We start from the raw sequence: 15,110 nt of genomic DNA, 5'->3' as shown, positions 1-15,110 counted from the left end.
GAAAACCGGGGTCACTCGGGCAGGCACGGGTTGGGGTGGCCGGTGAGACCCAGCGCGACCAACTGGCGCACGCCGTGCTCGAAGCCGCACACCGAGATCGACGCGGCCGCCATGGAGATCCGGATGCCGTCGGTGATCGGGAGCTCCATCCAGCGGGTCATCACGGCCCGCGAGAAGTGCCCATGCCCGACGAACACCACGTCGCGCGTCGCCATGTGCTCAAGGGCCAGCGCGACGGCGCGGTCGGCGCGGGCACTGACGTCGGCCAGGCTCTCGCCGCCGGGGCAGCCGTGCGTCCACACCAGCCAGTCGGGCACCTGCTCCCGAATCTGCGGTGTGGTCAGGCCTTCGTAGTCGCCGTAGTCCCACTCGGCCAGCAGTTCGGTGGTCTCGGCGACGTCCAGCCCGGCGAGTTCGGCCGTGACCACGGCCCGCCGGCGCGGACTGCTGATCACCAAGGGGTTGTCGAGCTTCAGTTCGGCCAGCGCCGAGGCGGCGCTGCGGGCCTGCTGCAGGCCTTCCTCGGTCAGATCGAGGTCGGTGCGCCCGGTGTGCCGGCCGCTGCGCGACCATTCGGTCTGGCCGTGCCGGAGCAGGATGAGCCGGTGTGTCAGCAGTTCGCCTGCCGGGTCGACGCCAATACTCACGCCCGAGATTCTGCCCCACGGTGAGCGGCGCCACTTGGCCGCGTGTCAGGATGGGCACCGTGACACGGGTACTTGCGGTCGCCAACCAAAAAGGTGGGGTCGCAAAAACGACGACAGTGGCGTCGCTGGGTGCAGCGCTGACCGAGGAAGGGCAGCGCGTACTGCTCGTCGACCTCGATCCGCAGGGCTGTCTGACCTTCTCTCTGGGCCAGGACCCCGACAAACTGCCGGTCTCGGTGCACGAGGTGCTGCTCGGCGACGTGGAACCCGATGTCGCGCTGGTCTCGACCGCCGAGGGCATGACCCTGCTGCCGGCCAACATCGACCTGGCCGGTGCCGAGGCGATGCTGTTGATGCGGGCCGGCCGGGAGTACGCGCTCAAGCGCGCGCTGGCGAAGATCGCCGACCAGTTCGACGTGGTGATCATCGACTGCCCGCCGTCACTCGGCGTGCTGACCCTCAACGGCCTGACTGCCGCCAACGACGTCGTCGTGCCCCTGCAGTGCGAGACGCTGGCGCACCGCGGTGTCGGCCAGTTCCTGCGGACCGTCAACGACGTGCAGCAGATCACCAACCCCGACCTGCGGCTGCTGGGCGCGCTGCCGACGCTGTACGACGCCCGCACCACGCACAGCCGCGATGTCCTGCTCGACGTCGCCGACCGCTACAGCCTCGTGGTGCTCGCCCCGCCGATCCCGCGCACGGTGCGCTTCGCCGAGGCCAGCGCCTCGGGTGCGTCGGTCCTCGCCGGCCGGAAGAACAAGGGCGCCATCGCCTATCGCGAACTGGCGCAGTCGCTGATCAAGCACTGGAAGAAGAACAAGGCCCTGCCGGTCTTCACCCCTGAGGTGTGACACCTCAGGTCACTGACCCAGCGCCACCAACTGGCTGCCGCGCTGCTCCAGCAGCACCGAACCGGCCAGGGCCGGGATCACCGCGGAGTTGACCGGTTGCCGCGCCAGCGCGATGTGCGTCTGACCGGCGCCGCTCTGCGCGTCGAACGTGTCGTAGCCGCTGGTCACCGGAACCAGCAGATGCCCCGCCAGCATGGTGGCCGGGCCGATCGGTGCCTGCCCACCCTGCGCGCTGACGGTGTACTTGTAGCGCAGCCCATTGCTGTCGAAGACCAGCACCGAGTCACCCGTGTACCAGGTGACGACGTCTCCGACGCGCGTCGTCGCCGTCACCGGCGTCGCGGCATGCGGCAGCAGCGTGCTGGCGATGGTGTTGCCGGTCTCGTCGATGACGTTCACGCACGGCTGCGGCGTCGGCAGGTAGACCGCCACCTTGGTGTCCGACACCGCGATCACCTGTGCGTCGGAGTCCACGCTGACGCCGGGCAGCGATACCCGCTTGACGTCCGGCTGGTCCTCTTCCTTGGCGGCCTTCAGCAGCGTCAGCCGCAGGTCGTTCTGCTTGGGGCAGGCCTCCATGACGGCCACCGACGCCGAGCTGGCCGCGGCGGACACCAAGCGGCACAGGGGAGAGGCCGGGACGCCGGGTTTGACCACCGCGTCGAGGTAGCCGTAGCTGATCATCCGCACCAGGTCGGAACGCCACTGCTCCAGGCGGCTGTCGCCGTACGACAGGATCGTCGTCCCGTCGGTGGACAGCTTCACCTCGGCATCGGCGAGGCTGCTGCGGGCCGGTCCGCGGCGTCCGGTGCCGGCGTCGATGGCGCTGGCCTGTCCGCAGCCGCGGCCGTCGGGGTACACAGCCACCGCGTACTGGTACACGGTGGTGACGCCGCACAGCTCACGGGCGCGCGAGTAGCTCCACAGCGTGTTGCCGGTCGCCGGGTCGCGGCCCAGCATCTGATCGCCGTCGCCGGTCACCACGACGCCGCCGACGACCGACGGCTGGCTGGTCTTGCCGCTGGCCGCGGTCCACAGTTCGCGCAGCGTCGTCGGCACCGTCTTGGCGGCGTGCAAGGCCGGGATGGGACGGTCGGCGGGCCGGCTGACGGTGGCGCGCGCGTCGCTGTTCCACCAGATCAGCGCTGCGCCGACCGCGACCACCACGACGATGGCCGCGGCGGCGATCAGATCAGCTCTGGTACGTCGCTCCGGTTTGACCATAGGGCTCGGGCGGCCTGCGGCTATTCGGCAGCAGGTGCTGCGACGGCCGCGGCCTCCGAGGCGGCCTTGCTCGGACGACGACGCCGGCGGCGGCGGCCCGAGTGGCTCGACTCGGCCGGGCTGTCACCGGCCGGGGCACCGGCTACGGCGGTGTCGCCCTCGACTGCGCCCGCTGCCTCGACATGACCCGTGGCCGACTCACCGGCGCGGGTGCGGCGGCGCGACCGGCTGCGGTTGCGGGCGGGACGGTCCTTGTCGGCGCTCGACTCGCGCTTGAGCTCGGGGTCCGAGGACTTCTTGGCGGGCTTGGCCCGCGAGGCGCCGATCGAGCCCGTGACATCGGTGGGGATGTCGAGCTCTTCGTACAGGTGCGGCGACCGCGAGTAGGTCTCGGCCGGGTCCGGGCAGTCCAGGTTCAGGGCCTTGTCGATGAGCGCCCAGCGCGTCAGCTCGTCCCAGTCGACCAGCGTCACGGCGATACCGGTCTTGCCGGCGCGGCCGGTACGGCCGATGCGGTGCACGTAGGACTGCTCGTCCTCGGGGATCTGGTAGTTGATGACGTGTGTGATGTCGTCGATGTCGATACCGCGGGCGGCGACGTCGGTCGCGACCAGAACGTCGATGTCGCTGTTGCGGAAGGACTTGAGCGCCTTCTCACGGGCGATCTGGCCCAGGTCACCGTGGACGGCGCCGACCTTGAAGCCGCGCTCGGCGAGCTCGTCGGACACCTTCTGCGCGGTGCGCTTGGTGCGGGTGAAGATCATGGTCGCGCCGCGGCCGTTGGCCTGCAGGATGCGGCTCACCATCTCGACCTTGTCCAGCGCGTGGGCGCGGTAGACGAACTGCTTGGTGGTGTCGTGGGTCGCCGCCGAGTGCGGGGCCTCGGCCCGGATGTGCGTCGGCTGGTTCATGAACGTGCGGGCCAGCGTGATGATCGGGTCCGGCATGGTGGCCGAGAACAGCATGGCCTGGCGGGAGTCCGGGGTCAGCCGCAGGATGCGCTCGATGTCGGGCAGGAAGCCCAGGTCCAGCATCTCGTCGGCCTCGTCGAGGACCAGAACGCTCAGGCCGCCGAGCTGCAGGTGACCCTGCTGAGCCAGGTCCAGGAGCCGGCCCGGGGTACCGACGATGACGTCGACGCCCTGCTGCAGGGCCTCGATCTGCGGCTCGTAGGGGCGGCCGCCGTAGATGGCCTCGACGCGGAGTTTGCGCTCCCCGTTCTCGCCGGCCTTGAGGTGTTTGCTGGCCATCGTCAGGTCGCCGTGCACCTGGATGCAGAGCTCACGGGTGGGGACGACGACGAGCGCGCGCGGGGTGCCGGTCAGCGGCAGCGAGGCGTCGGATGCGACGCGGTGCAGCAGCGGCACACCGAATGCCAGGGTCTTGCCCATACCGGTGCGGGCCTGGCCGATGAGGTCGTCGCCGGCCAGCGCGAGCGGGAGGGTCAGCTCCTGGATCGCGAACGGGTGGGCCTTGCCGTCCTCGGCGAGTGCCTGGACGATTTCGTCCCGAACGCCCAGGTCGGCGAATGTTTTTTCTTCGGTTGTCTTTGCAGTCAATGCGGTCATGAGGTGGCGTGGATGCCTTCCAGTGTCATCGGAGTCTGTGCTCGCTGTTTGTCCACGCGCGCACGAGTCTGACGATCAACACTTGGGCCCTCGGGGCGGTTCTGCCGAATCAGCCGGGTGTTCCGGCGAGCTGGAGAACCGTCTACCGCGTCGGTCGCGGATGGAGGTGGGCCAACACGTGCACGCACATTTCCTTGGTCGCAGCCGGTCGCGCGTTGCCCGCGCCGGACCTTTTCCCGATCCGGAACTTGCCCGGAACTGGCTACAGCCGAGACCATTGTAGCTGGTCGCATCGCCGGTCGGCTGTGACGCGAGTCGCGGTCTACAGTTGGGGCCATGCCTTCCCCGTCGCCTTCGAGGTCCCAGGCGCTGCCCGAGCAGACGGCAACTCCGGCGCAGCCGGCGGTGACCGGCGATCATCCCGGTATCAACGAGTTGTTCGCCCTGCTCGCGTACGGCGAGGTCGCCGCGTTCTACCGGCTGACCGAGGAGGCGCGGATGGCGCCGAACCTGGCCGGTCGCATCAATCTGGCGCGCATGGCCGCCGCCGAGATGGGGCACTTCGACGTGCTGCGCGAGGCGCTGCTGCGCCGCGGTGTCGACGTCGTCCCGGCGATGACGAAATACGCTCCGGCACTGGAGAACTACCACCGGCTGACCACACCGAGCACGTGGCTCGAGGCGCTGGTCAAGACCTACGTCGGCGACGCCCTGGCAGCCGATTTCTACCTGGAGATCGCCGGGTCGCTGCCCGCCGAGGCCGCCGACGTGGTGCGCGCGGTGCTGTCGGAAACCGGGCACTCCCAGTTCGTGGTGGCCGAGGTGCGGGCCGCGGTCAGCGCCAGCGACCGGCAGCGGCACCGGCTGGCGCTGTGGTCGCGCCGGCTGCTGGGGGAGGCCATCACCCAGGCGCAGTTCGTGATGGCCGAGCACGACGAGCTCGTCGACCTGGTGCTGTCCAGCGGCGAGGGTCTGACCCAGATGACCGAGTTCTTCGAGCGCCTGCAGGAGACACACAAGAACCGGGTGCGCGAACTCGGCCTCGGCTGAGCTCACACACCCGGTCCTGGATGCCTGTGGCGATTACTTCGTGCAGGTGGTGATCATCGTGTTGTTGCTCTGCACGGCGACCGGCTGTCCCGAACCGTCGCTGATCGAGCAGTTCAGCTGACCGGTGACGCTGGTGGCGGTCACCGAACTCAGCGTGACGCCCGGGTTCAGCGTGACCGTCTTGGCCCACGGCAGTGCCACGTTGACGTCCGTCTGCAGCGCACCCTGCCCGTCGGTGTAGATCACCGTCACGAGGTCGAGTAGCGACTTGTTGCCGGTGATGCGGTAGGTGACCGTGTTCGGGCCGGGTGCCGCGGGGACGGCGGCGGGGTCGACCGGCGGTACGGCCTCGGCCGGTGTGGGCGCCGCTGCGGTCGGGGTGACGGTCGTGACGGTCTCGGGAGCCAGCGAGGCGGTCGGCGGCGCCGCCGTCACCCGGGGACGCGGTGCGGCCGACGGCGTGGCGGAGGCCGTCGGCGTGGCCGACTGGCTCGTGCTGGGCGGCGTGATCGGCGCCGTGACAGGCCCGCTGTCACCGCCGCCGAGGATGACGACGGTGCAGATGACCGCCACCAGCAGGATGGCGCCGGCGACACCGGCCACCCACACCCAGCGCCGGTCGATGCCTTCGTCGTACTCGTAGATCTCGTCGTCGTAGTCGTCATACGCCGCGTCGTCATAGGCCGCGTCGGCGTCGCCACCGGCGTAGTCGGTATCGGCTGCGGTGAACCGATCGGTGTCGCCGTAGGTGCTGCTGTACTCGCGCGTGGGGCGGTCGGCCAGGTCGGTGGCGGAGCCGTACGAGCCGTACGAGCTGTACGAGTGGGTCCGGTCGCTGCCGTACCCGGTGCTGGAGCCGTAGCTGTAGCTGTAGCCGCGGTCGTAGCCCTGGTGGCTCGGGGTGTCCCCGTAGCTGCCGGTGGACGCCCCCGACGGTGTCGAATATCGCGAATATGTCCTGCTCATGGCGACTTTCCCCGGTCGAGTATCACTTACCTCGTCGATGCTAATGGTGCAAAAGTTACGGATGAGGTCGGCTCGCTGACCGTCGGATAACGGTCGGGACTCGGTTCGGTCGACCGCGCCGAGACGACCTGTCGCGACCTCGAAAAGCGGTGCCGCCGGGCCGCGTTTCCGGGCCGACAACTGTGACGACGTCGTGACCTCGGCGCCGGCGTTCGCACCGGTTCGCCACCGGCGAACGGCCCGCGGCCACCACGGCGGCCGTCGTCCACTAGCCTCCTGAGGAGAGTTCGACAGCAGCTCGACCGAAGTCTTGAAAACGAATGAAAGGGGTCAGCGTGGAGGTCAAGATCGGTGTCACCGACAGCCCGCGCGAACTGTTCCTCAACAGCGCGCAGACTCCCGAGGAAGTGGAGAAGTTGGTGACCGACGCGCTCGGTCAGGATTCGGGCGTGCTTGCACTGACCGACGAGAAGGGTCGCCGGTTCCTGGTGCAGACCGCAAAGATCGCCTACGTCGAGATCGGCGCTGCCGACGTCCGCCGCGTCGGCTTCGGCGTCACCGGCAAGGACTGACACCGCCCACACGCAAAAGCTGCCCCTTTCCACCATGGAAAGGGGCAGCTTTCTTTGTTCTGGCCGCGTCAGCGGGTGAGTGGAACGTGTGACAGTCCACCCCAGGCGAACTGCACCGTGCCGTCGACGGCCGCGTCCTTGGAGATCGGCCGGTCGTTGTTGATCCAGTAGCGGGCACAGTCGACGCTGATCGCGACGAGCCCGACGGCGATCATCCGGGCGCGATGGGGCTCCAACCCGGAATCGCTGCTCACCAGGTCGAACACCGCGTCGGTGCATGAATCGGTCGCGACCTTCACCTGCGCCGACACCTGCGGCTCGGTGACGTAGTCGTTCTCGAAGATCAGCCGGTAGCCCTGGCTGTCGTGCTCGATGAAGTCGAAGAACGCCTCGACGGCCGCACGCAGGCGCAGCCGGTTGTCGGTGGTGGCGCTCAGCGCGCCGCGCACGCCTTGCAGCAGGTTGTCGACGTGCCGCTGCAGCACGGCCAGGTACAGCTCCAGCTTCGACGAGAAGTGTTGGTACAGGACGGGTTTGCTCACGCCGGCGCGTTCGGCGATCTCGTCCATGCCGGCTGCGTGGTAGCCGCGGTCCACGAAGACGTCGCTCGCCGCGATCAGCAGCTGTCCGCGGCGTTCGTCGCGAGGCAGCCGGTTGCCCCGTCGATTCGTGGTCGGGCCGCCCTGCGCACCGTCGGTTCCGGCTTGCGTGCCTCTGGCGTCTGAGGTGTTGGCAACCTCGCTCATTACGTCCTCAATCTGGCATTGTCCGATCTGGACCCCGCTGTTCATGGCCGCCCAACGTGTTGTTCAGGTTGACCGACCCGGCAGTTTATCGCCACGACACTACTACCGTTAGTTCGCGGCTTTCGCGTGCTACCAGCGGTTCGGCGATTGTGTCCGGTCCCACTTGAACAACCTGGTGGCGTGCCATTACCGGCGTACGCCCAGCTCTGTGCCATCCTGGTTCGGTGACCTACGACCCGGGCCGAGGCACCGGTCGCGTCCCTGTGGTGCGCAATGAGTGGCGTGAGCCGTTGCGCGCGCAGCGGGATCCGGTGGCCGAGGACTCCGGACGGCTGCGGTCCAACCGGGACGACCGGCAGCAGTGGCGCAAGCAGTCCTGGCTGGGCCGCTTCGTATCCACCTACGGGTGGCGCGCCTACGCCCTGCCGGCCCTGGCCGTCGTCACCGGAATCGTGGTCTACCAGAGCATCTCCGGTCCGGCGCCGATCACACCGTCGCATCCGCACGTGCCGATGGTGGGCCAGCCCACCATCAACTCGGCGAGCACCGCGATCGTCGGCGCACCGCCCAAGGGCCTGACGCAGTTCGACGTCAACCTGCCCACCGGCATCCTCCCGGACGGCGGGCCGTTCACCGAGGCCGGCGCCAAGGCCTGGCACATCGTGCCGGGTACCACCGGCAAGATCGGTCAGGGCACCACCAAGTCGGTGACCTACACCGTCGAGGTCGAGGACGGCGTCGACACCACCAGTTTCGGCGGTGACGAGGCGTTCGCCCGGATGGTCGCCGAAACCCTCGCGAACCCCAAGAGCTGGACGCATGACGGGAAGTTCGCCTTCACCCGGCTCGACGCGTCGTCGCCGGAGACACCGGATTTCCGGGTGTCCCTGACCTCGCCGATGACGGTCCGCGAGGGCTGCGGCTACGACATCCAGCTGGAGTCGTCGTGCTTCAACCCGGCGTACTTCCCGGCCGACGGTGGCAAGGCACAGTCCCGCGTCTTCATCAACGAGGCACGCTGGGTGCGCGGCGCGGTGCCGTTCCAGGGCGACATCGGCTCGTACCGCCAGTACCTGATCAACCATGAGGTCGGCCACGCCCTCGGCTTCCGGATGCACGAGCCCTGCGGTGACAACGGCGGGCTGGCGCCGATCATGATGCAGCAGACCTTCTCGACCAACAACAACGACGACGCCAAGTTCGACCCGGAGTCGGTCAAGCCCGACGGCAAGACCTGCCACGTCAACTCCTGGCCGTACCCCATTCCCTAGCCGCCCCTCCCGCGAGCGGCCGTGTCTGTACCCCGACACGCCGTATTCGGCGTACAGGGAGCGCACGCTCGTCGCCGCCGAGCGGCCCCGAAATGTCATGCGAAGCCGCTGATTACTGTTGAGGGCATGGCATCCCCGTCCGGACGCAAGGAGGAAAACGGCTCCTTGCCGCCGCTGGTGCAGCCGGCAGCCGAACTGACCCGCGACGAGGTGGCGCGATACAGCCGCCACCTGATCATCCCGGACCTCGGCGTCGACGGGCAGAAGCGGCTCAAGAACGCACGGGTGCTCGTGATCGGCGCCGGGGGACTGGGTTCCCCGACCCTGCTCTATCTCGCGGCGGCGGGCGTCGGCACCATCGGCATCGTCGAGTTCGACGTCGTCGATGAATCTAACCTGCAGCGCCAGATCATCCATGGCCAGTCCGACGTCGGCCGGTCGAAAGCCCAGAGCGCCCGCGAATCGATCCTGGAGATCAACCCGCTGGTCACCGTCAATCTGCACGAATTCCGGCTCGACACCGACAACGCGGTGCCGCTGTTCGAGCAGTACGACCTGATCCTGGACGGCACCGACAACTTCGCCACCCGCTACCTCGTCAACGACGCCGCGGTGCTGGCGCACAAGCCGTACGTCTGGGGCTCGATCTACCGGTTCTCCGGCCAGGTGTCGGTGTTCTGGGAGGACGCCCCCGACGGGCGCGGGCTGAACTACCGCGATCTCTACCCGGAGCCGCCGGCCCCGGGCACGGTGCCGTCATGCGCCGAGGGCGGCGTGCTGGGGATTCTCTGCGCGTCCGTCGCCTCGGTGATGGGCACCGAGGCCATCAAGCTGATCACCGGTATCGGCGAGTCGTTGCTGGGCCGGCTGATGATCTACGACGCCCTCGACATGACCTACCGCACCATCGCGATCCGCAAGGACCCGGCGACCCCGAAGATCACCGGACTCATCGACTACGACGCGTTCTGCGGCGTGGTGTCCGACGCGGCCGCCGAGGCGGCGGCCGACTCGACGGTGACTCCGCTCGAGCTGCGGGAGCTGATCGACTCCGGCAAGCCCGTCGCCCTGATCGACGTGCGGGAGCCCGCGGAGTGGGCCATCAACCGCATCGAGGGTGCCGAACTGATTCCCAAGTCGACGCTCGACTCCGGGGCCGGGCTGGCCCGGGTGCCACAGGACCGAATTGCGGTGCTGTACTGCAAGACCGGGATCCGCTCGGCCGAGGCCCTGCTCGCCCTCAAACAGGCCGGATTCGCCGACGCGTTGCACCTGCAGGGCGGAATCGTGGCCTGGGCCCGGCAACTCGAGCCCGACATGGTCATGTACTGACGTCAGGTCTGGCCGGGCACACCTTAGTCTGATCGGGTGACCGTCGACCGTCCTCCCGAACATGTGCTCACGGCGTTCGGCCTGACCGGTCTCCGGCCGGTGCCGCTCGGCTCGAGCTGGGAGGGCGGCTGGCGCTGTGGCGAGGTCGTGCTGTCCATGGTCGCCGACAACGCGCGGGCGTCCTGGTCGGCCAAGGTGCGCGAGACGCTGTTCGTGGACGGCGTCCGGCTGGCCCGCCCGGTGCGTGCCACCGACGGCCGCTACGTCGTCGCCGGCTGGCGCGCTGACACGTTCGTCACCGGGACCCCGGAACCGCGGCACGACGAGATCGTCTCGGCGGCGGTGCGCCTGCACGAGGCGACGGCCAAGCTCGAGCGTCCACGGTTCCTGACGCAGCCGCCCGCGGTGCCGTGGAGCGACGTCGATGTCTTCATCGCCGCCGACCGCGCCGCGTGGGAAGACCGGCCACTGCAGTCGTTGCCGCCCGGCTCGCGGGTGGTACCCGGGACCACCGACGGCCGCCGTTCGATCGAGCTGATCAATCAGCTTGCGTCGCTGCGCAAGCCGACCCGCAACCCGAGCCAGCTGGTGCACGGCGACCTCTACGGCACCGTGCTGTTCGCCGGCACCGCCGCGCCGGGCATCACCGACATCACGCCGTACTGGCGCCCGGCGTCGTGGGCCGCGGGCGTGGTCGTCGTCGATGCGCTGTCCTGGGGCGAGGCCGACGACGGTCTCATCGAACGCTGGGCATCGCTGCCGGAGTGGCCGCAGATGTTGTTGCGTGCCTTGATCTTCCGGCTCGCTGTGCATGCCCTGCACCCCCGGTCGACGGCCGCGGCTTTCCCGGGGCTGGCCCGCACCGCAGCTCTGGTCCGCCTGGTGCTGTAATTCCGCGCACCGTCGTTCGAATGGCAGCGCGCCCCGTTCGGTGGGAAAGTTACCTCGCATGACGGCTGTTGAACCCACCACCGACGGAACCTACAAAGACCGGATCGCTGCGGTCGAACCCGGTGGCAACGAGTTCATCGCCGAGGCGGACCGGCACGGCAAGCCGAGCCAGCTGTTCTGGACGTGGACGTCGCCCAACATGGAATTCGCGACGGTGTTCGTCGGCATGCTGGCCGTCCTCGCCTTCGGCATGAGCTTCTGGCAGGCGGTCGCCGGGATCGTCGTCGGGACGGGGCTGGGTGCCATCGCGCACTATTTCCTGTCCGCGCGTGGGCCGCTGCACGGCGTGCCGCAGATGGTGCTGGGCCGAATGGCGTTCGGGTTCAAGGGCAATGCGTTGCCGGCGACGTTGATGTCGATCACCGCAGGCGTCGGTTGGTTCGCCACCAACAGCGTCAGCGGTGCGTTTGCCCTGTCCACCCTGTTCGGCTTCGGACCGCTGATCGGCCTGATCATCATCGTGGTGCTGCAGACGGCGTTCGCGTTCTTCGGCCACAACCTGGTGCAGGCGTTCGAGCGGTGGTCGTTCCCGGCGCTCGTCGTCGTCTTCGGCGCGGCATCGGTCGGAATCTTCGCGCACGCGAATCTGGGTGCGCCCGCGCCGTCCGGCGGCGTCGGCGGACTCGGCGGCTTCCTGCTCACCGTCGGCACGTCGTTCGGCTACGCGGCCGGCTGGACCCCGTACGCCGCGGACTACACGCGCTATCTGCCGTCGGCGGTGTCCACTTTCGCGACGGGGTTCTTCGCCTCGACCGGGTTGTTCATCTCGTGCGCGGTCCTGGAGATCGTCGGGGCGGCATCGGCGACGTTCGGCACCGCGAGCCTGGCCAATCCGACCGCGTCGTTCACGGCCGAGCTCGGGCCGTGGCTGGCCAAGGCGACCCTGCTGGCCATCGCGATCGGCGCGATCGCCGCCAATGCGCTCAATATCTATTCCGGGGCAATGGCTTTCGTGACCATCGGGATCACGTTGCCGCCGCATATCGCGCGGGCGCTGGTGACCGTCTTCTTCGGCGTCGCCGGTTTCCTGATCGCCTGGTGGGCGTTGCCCGACGCCGCGCACAGCTATGAAGCGTTCCTGCTGGTGATCGCCTACTGGATCGGACCGTGGCTGGGTGTGGTCTTCGCCGATCAGTATCTGCGTCGCGGGCAACACATTGCCGGGTACCTCTACGACCGCTCGTACTCGAACTGGCCCGGGCTGCTGTCCTTCGCGCTGGGACTGGGCCTGTCGGTGCTGTTGTTCTCCAACCAGGAGAAGTTCGTCGGTTACATCGCCCGTGCGGTGCCGAAGCTCGGCGACATCACCTTCTTCGTCGGCTTCGTCATCGCGGGTGTCGCGTACCTGGTGTTGTGTCGAAAGAAGATCGCCGCAGAATGCGCCGCCGCATGAGCCCTGAGCAGATGCTCGACGTCGCGGTCGCCGAAGCCCGAAAAGGGCTGTCCGAAGGCGGTATTCCGATCGGCGCGGCGTTGTTTCGCGCCGATGGTGAACTCCTGGGCGCCGGGCACAACCGCCGGGTGCAGAACGATGATCCCTCGGTGCACGCCGAGACCGACGCGTTCCGCGCGGCCGGGCGCCAGCGCGGCTACCGCTCGACCATCATGGTGACGACGCTGTCGCCGTGCTGGTATTGCAGCGGGCTGGTGCGGCAGTTCGGCATCGGCGCGGTGGTGATCGGGGAGGCTCGCACGTTCCACGGCGGTCATGACTGGCTGGCCGAACATGGTGTGGCGGTTACGGTTTTGGACGACGAGCGGTGCGTGGCCATGATGGAGGACTTCATCGCGGCCCGTCCCGAATTGTGGGCGGAGGATATCGGCGAATGAGTGCCATTGCGACAGTGGATATTTCCCGCTGGTATGCCGGCGGAGCCGAGGCCGATGCGTTGGCCGCCGAGGTCGACGAGGGTCTGCAGCGCGCCGGTTTCATCGTGGTCACCGGCCACGGGGTGGACCAGGGGTTGGCGGCTGCGGTGCGCGCGGCCAGCCGGGAGTTCTTCGCGTTGCCCGACGACGTCAAGCAGCGGTACTCGGTGCCGGTCGGCGGGCACGGCTGGATCGGCCCGGGTGCCGAGGCCAACGGTTACGCCGAGGGCACCGAGACGCCACCCGATCTCAAGGAGAGTTTCAGCCTGGGCGCGGAAACGTCGACGGGGGATCCGGAGGTGGATCGAATCTGGTTCGCCCCCAACGTATGGCCCGCCGAGGTGCCCGCCCTGCAGACGTTGGTGGATCAATACACCGCCCAGATGCGCCGGCTGTCCGACGACCTGCTGGCCCTGTTCGCGCACGCGCTGGGATTGCCGGCGAATCCTTTTGCCGCGCTGGCAGATCGGCCGACGTGGACCATGAACATCAACCACTACCCGCCGGTGAGTGTCGTGGGCGAACCCGAGCCGGGGCAGTTTCGCATCGGCCCGCACACCGATTTCGGCACCGTCACGGTGCTCGACCGGGAGCCGGGCGCCGGTGGGCTGCAGGTGTATTCCGAGGCAGCGGGCTGGGAAGACGCCCCCTGGGAACCCGGCGCGCTGACGGTGAACATCGGGGACCTGCTGGAGTATTGGAGCGGACGACGCTGGCCGTCGGGGCGTCACCGCGTGCTGCCGCCGCAACCGCACGCGCCGGAAGAGGACCTGGTGTCGCTGATCTACTTCTACGAAGCCAACCACGACGCGCTGATCACCCCGTTGCAGCCGCCCATCGGTGCGGTGTCCGGGCTCGCGCCGGTGGTCTCCGCGGACTTCATCAAGGAACGGCTGGACGCCATCACCGTCGGCTGAGCGGCCCTCAGAACTGGTGCCGGTACTCCCGCAGCCGAACCCGTCCGTCGACCGCCAGCACCCCTTCGGCGCGCAGCCGTTCCAGCTGCCGCGTCGCCAGATGCGCTGCCGGCCGGCCCGACGCGCTGATCACGCGGTGCCAGGGCAGGTCCGAGGAATCGGTCCGCATGATCCAGCCGACGATGCGCGGGCTGGAAAGCCCTGCGGCATCGGCGATGTCGCCGTACGTCGACACCCGGCCAGGCGGTATCGAGGCGACGAGACCCCGCACCTTCTCCACCTGTTCGTCGGTGACAGCGGCCACGATCAGACCAGGTGACGCCGGATCACGTCGGCGGTTTCGGCGGGCATGGCGTGCGGCACCATGTGGTCGCAATCGAATTCGGTCAGTACGAAGTCGGCGCCGAGCCGGGCCTGCAAGCCGGACACGAGTTCGCCGGTGACGTAGGCCGGATGGGTTCGTTTGGCCAGCACCAGCGTCGTCGGTGTGCCCTGCGGCGGCAACACGATCGGGCGGGCCAGCTCACTCCAGTAGGACATCATGGCGGGCAGGCTGATGCGCCAGCCGACGCGTCCGCCCGGCAGGGCGACCAGGTGCTCGTCCAGGTCGCGCTCGAGTTCGCCGGGGTACTTCGCCGAGACCTCGCCCCACGATCCGTTCACCTTCTCGGCGTGGGCCTCCTGGCGGTCCGGGTAGTCGGGGGAGCCGAGCATGGCGTCGGCGATCTCGCTCATCCAGCTGCCGTCCAGCCCGGTCGCCGGGTCCAGCAGCACCAGGCCGGACACCAGATTCGGATGGGCGGCAGCGAGATTGAGCGCTATCGCGCCACCGAATGAATGTGCCACCACGACCACCGGCCCGTCGGCCTCGTCCTGGAGGAGGGCCGCCAGGGCCGCGACGTTCTCATCGATGTTCCACGGCGCCGCCCACGACGAATGGCCATGTCCCAGGAGGTCGGGCGCCAGCACGGCATATTCGGCAAGATACCCGTCCGCCAGTGTCTGCCAGCGCTTTCCGTGGCCGGTCAGGCCGTGCAGGGCCAGAATCTGTGCCGGCCGCGCCGGTCCGTAGCGGTACACCTGCAAGCTCACCCCGTTGATGCTGCCAGACATCGCGACCGGACGTCGCCGTCGGCCGAACTT

The 15,110-nt window shown here is 68.6% G+C and carries 16 protein-coding genes; 9 read left to right on the top strand and 7 right to left on the bottom strand.

The genetic code is table 11. The features are described 5' to 3' along the window. Window positions 1-11: 11 nt before the first annotated feature. On the bottom strand, window positions 12-647 hold the full coding sequence (locus VXD91_RS22195) for an acid phosphatase (protein WP_212806565.1): 636 nt from the start codon (window positions 645-647) through the stop codon (window positions 12-14). A 50-nt stretch (window positions 648-697) separates the two neighbouring features. On the opposite strand from VXD91_RS22195, the gene VXD91_RS22190 reads away from it, so the two are divergent. After that, window positions 698-1,501 (top strand): AAA family ATPase, encoded by an 804-nt coding sequence (locus VXD91_RS22190; protein WP_318984118.1) that lies wholly within the window; start codon window positions 698-700, stop codon window positions 1,499-1,501. A 9-nt stretch (window positions 1,502-1,510) separates the two neighbouring features. On the opposite strand, the gene VXD91_RS22185 is transcribed toward VXD91_RS22190, so the two are convergent. Together VXD91_RS22185 and VXD91_RS22180 are read right to left on the bottom strand one after the other, a co-directional pair. Then, a complete protein-coding gene (locus tag VXD91_RS22185) occupies window positions 1,511-2,725 on the bottom strand; it encodes a PQQ-binding-like beta-propeller repeat protein (RefSeq protein ID WP_318984119.1) in 1,215 nt (404 codons plus the stop codon). Window positions 2,726-2,745: 20 nt separating this feature from the next. Further along, window positions 2,746-4,293: a DEAD/DEAH box helicase gene (locus tag VXD91_RS22180; protein WP_346416437.1), complete on the bottom strand. Its 1,548-nt coding sequence runs from the start codon at window positions 4,291-4,293 to the stop codon at window positions 2,746-2,748. A 336-nt stretch (window positions 4,294-4,629) separates the two neighbouring features. On the opposite strand from VXD91_RS22180, the gene VXD91_RS22175 reads away from it, so the two are divergent. Next, window positions 4,630-5,343, top strand: coding sequence for a ferritin-like fold-containing protein (locus VXD91_RS22175; protein WP_244872814.1), 714 nt, complete (start codon window positions 4,630-4,632; stop codon window positions 5,341-5,343). Between the two features lie 33 nt (window positions 5,344-5,376). Here the strand turns inward: VXD91_RS22175 and VXD91_RS22170 are convergent, their stop codons facing one another. After that, a complete protein-coding gene (locus VXD91_RS22170) occupies window positions 5,377-6,309 on the bottom strand; it encodes a hypothetical protein (RefSeq protein WP_346416436.1) in 933 nt (310 codons plus the stop codon). Between the two features lie 335 nt (window positions 6,310-6,644). Here VXD91_RS22170 and VXD91_RS22165 point away from each other — a divergent pair, with 335 nt between their 5' ends. Beyond that, a complete protein-coding gene (locus tag VXD91_RS22165; RefSeq protein ID WP_135355331.1) occupies window positions 6,645-6,881 on the top strand; it encodes a DUF3107 domain-containing protein in 237 nt (78 codons plus the stop codon). Window positions 6,882-6,949: 68 nt separating this feature from the next. On the opposite strand, the gene VXD91_RS22160 is transcribed toward VXD91_RS22165, so the two are convergent. Continuing rightward, a complete protein-coding gene (locus VXD91_RS22160) occupies window positions 6,950-7,627 on the bottom strand; it encodes a TetR/AcrR family transcriptional regulator (protein WP_212806560.1) in 678 nt (225 codons plus the stop codon). Between the two features lie 224 nt (window positions 7,628-7,851). Here VXD91_RS22160 and VXD91_RS22155 point away from each other — a divergent pair, with 224 nt between their 5' ends. From VXD91_RS22155 to VXD91_RS22130, 6 genes are all read left to right on the top strand, one after another. After that, window positions 7,852-8,898: a DUF3152 domain-containing protein gene (locus VXD91_RS22155; protein WP_212806559.1), complete on the top strand. Its 1,047-nt coding sequence runs from the start codon at window positions 7,852-7,854 to the stop codon at window positions 8,896-8,898. Between the two features lie 126 nt (window positions 8,899-9,024). Beyond that, window positions 9,025-10,230 (top strand): adenylyltransferase/sulfurtransferase MoeZ, encoded by a 1,206-nt coding sequence (moeZ, locus tag VXD91_RS22150; RefSeq protein ID WP_346416434.1) that lies wholly within the window; start codon window positions 9,025-9,027, stop codon window positions 10,228-10,230. Between the two features lie 36 nt (window positions 10,231-10,266). After that, complete coding sequence (locus VXD91_RS22145) at window positions 10,267-11,121, top strand: TIGR02569 family protein (protein WP_073697168.1); 855 nt, start codon at window positions 10,267-10,269, stop codon at window positions 11,119-11,121. A 58-nt stretch (window positions 11,122-11,179) separates the two neighbouring features. After that, on the top strand, window positions 11,180-12,574 hold the full coding sequence (locus VXD91_RS22140; RefSeq protein ID WP_346416432.1) for a cytosine permease: 1,395 nt from the start codon (window positions 11,180-11,182) through the stop codon (window positions 12,572-12,574). Continuing rightward, window positions 12,571-13,011 carry a nucleoside deaminase gene (locus tag VXD91_RS22135; RefSeq protein WP_346416465.1) on the top strand — a complete coding sequence of 147 codons (441 nt, stop codon included), beginning with the start codon at window positions 12,571-12,573 and terminating at the stop codon, window positions 13,009-13,011. The genes VXD91_RS22140 and VXD91_RS22135 overlap by 4 nt, the downstream gene beginning before the upstream one ends. Continuing rightward, window positions 13,008-13,967, top strand: coding sequence for a 2-oxoglutarate and iron-dependent oxygenase domain-containing protein (locus VXD91_RS22130; RefSeq protein ID WP_346416431.1), 960 nt, complete (start codon window positions 13,008-13,010; stop codon window positions 13,965-13,967). Before VXD91_RS22135 ends, VXD91_RS22130 begins: the two co-directional genes overlap by 4 nt. Before the next feature lie 7 nt (window positions 13,968-13,974). Here the strand turns inward: VXD91_RS22130 and VXD91_RS22125 are convergent, their stop codons facing one another. Beyond that, window positions 13,975-14,271, bottom strand: coding sequence for an MGMT family protein (locus VXD91_RS22125; protein ID WP_212806555.1), 297 nt, complete (start codon window positions 14,269-14,271; stop codon window positions 13,975-13,977). A gap of 2 nt (window positions 14,272-14,273) precedes the next feature. Then, window positions 14,274-15,080, bottom strand: a complete 807-nt coding sequence (locus VXD91_RS22120) for an alpha/beta hydrolase (RefSeq protein ID WP_212806554.1) — start codon at window positions 15,078-15,080, stop codon at window positions 14,274-14,276. Between the last annotated feature and the right edge of the window lie 30 nt (window positions 15,081-15,110).

The organism is Mycobacterium sp. SM3041, assembly GCF_039668335.1.
Classification (GTDB): Bacteria; Actinomycetota; Actinomycetes; order Mycobacteriales; family Mycobacteriaceae; genus Mycobacterium.
Note: the sequence above shows the minus strand (reverse complement) of the source record. Positions and strands in the feature narration are given on the sequence as shown.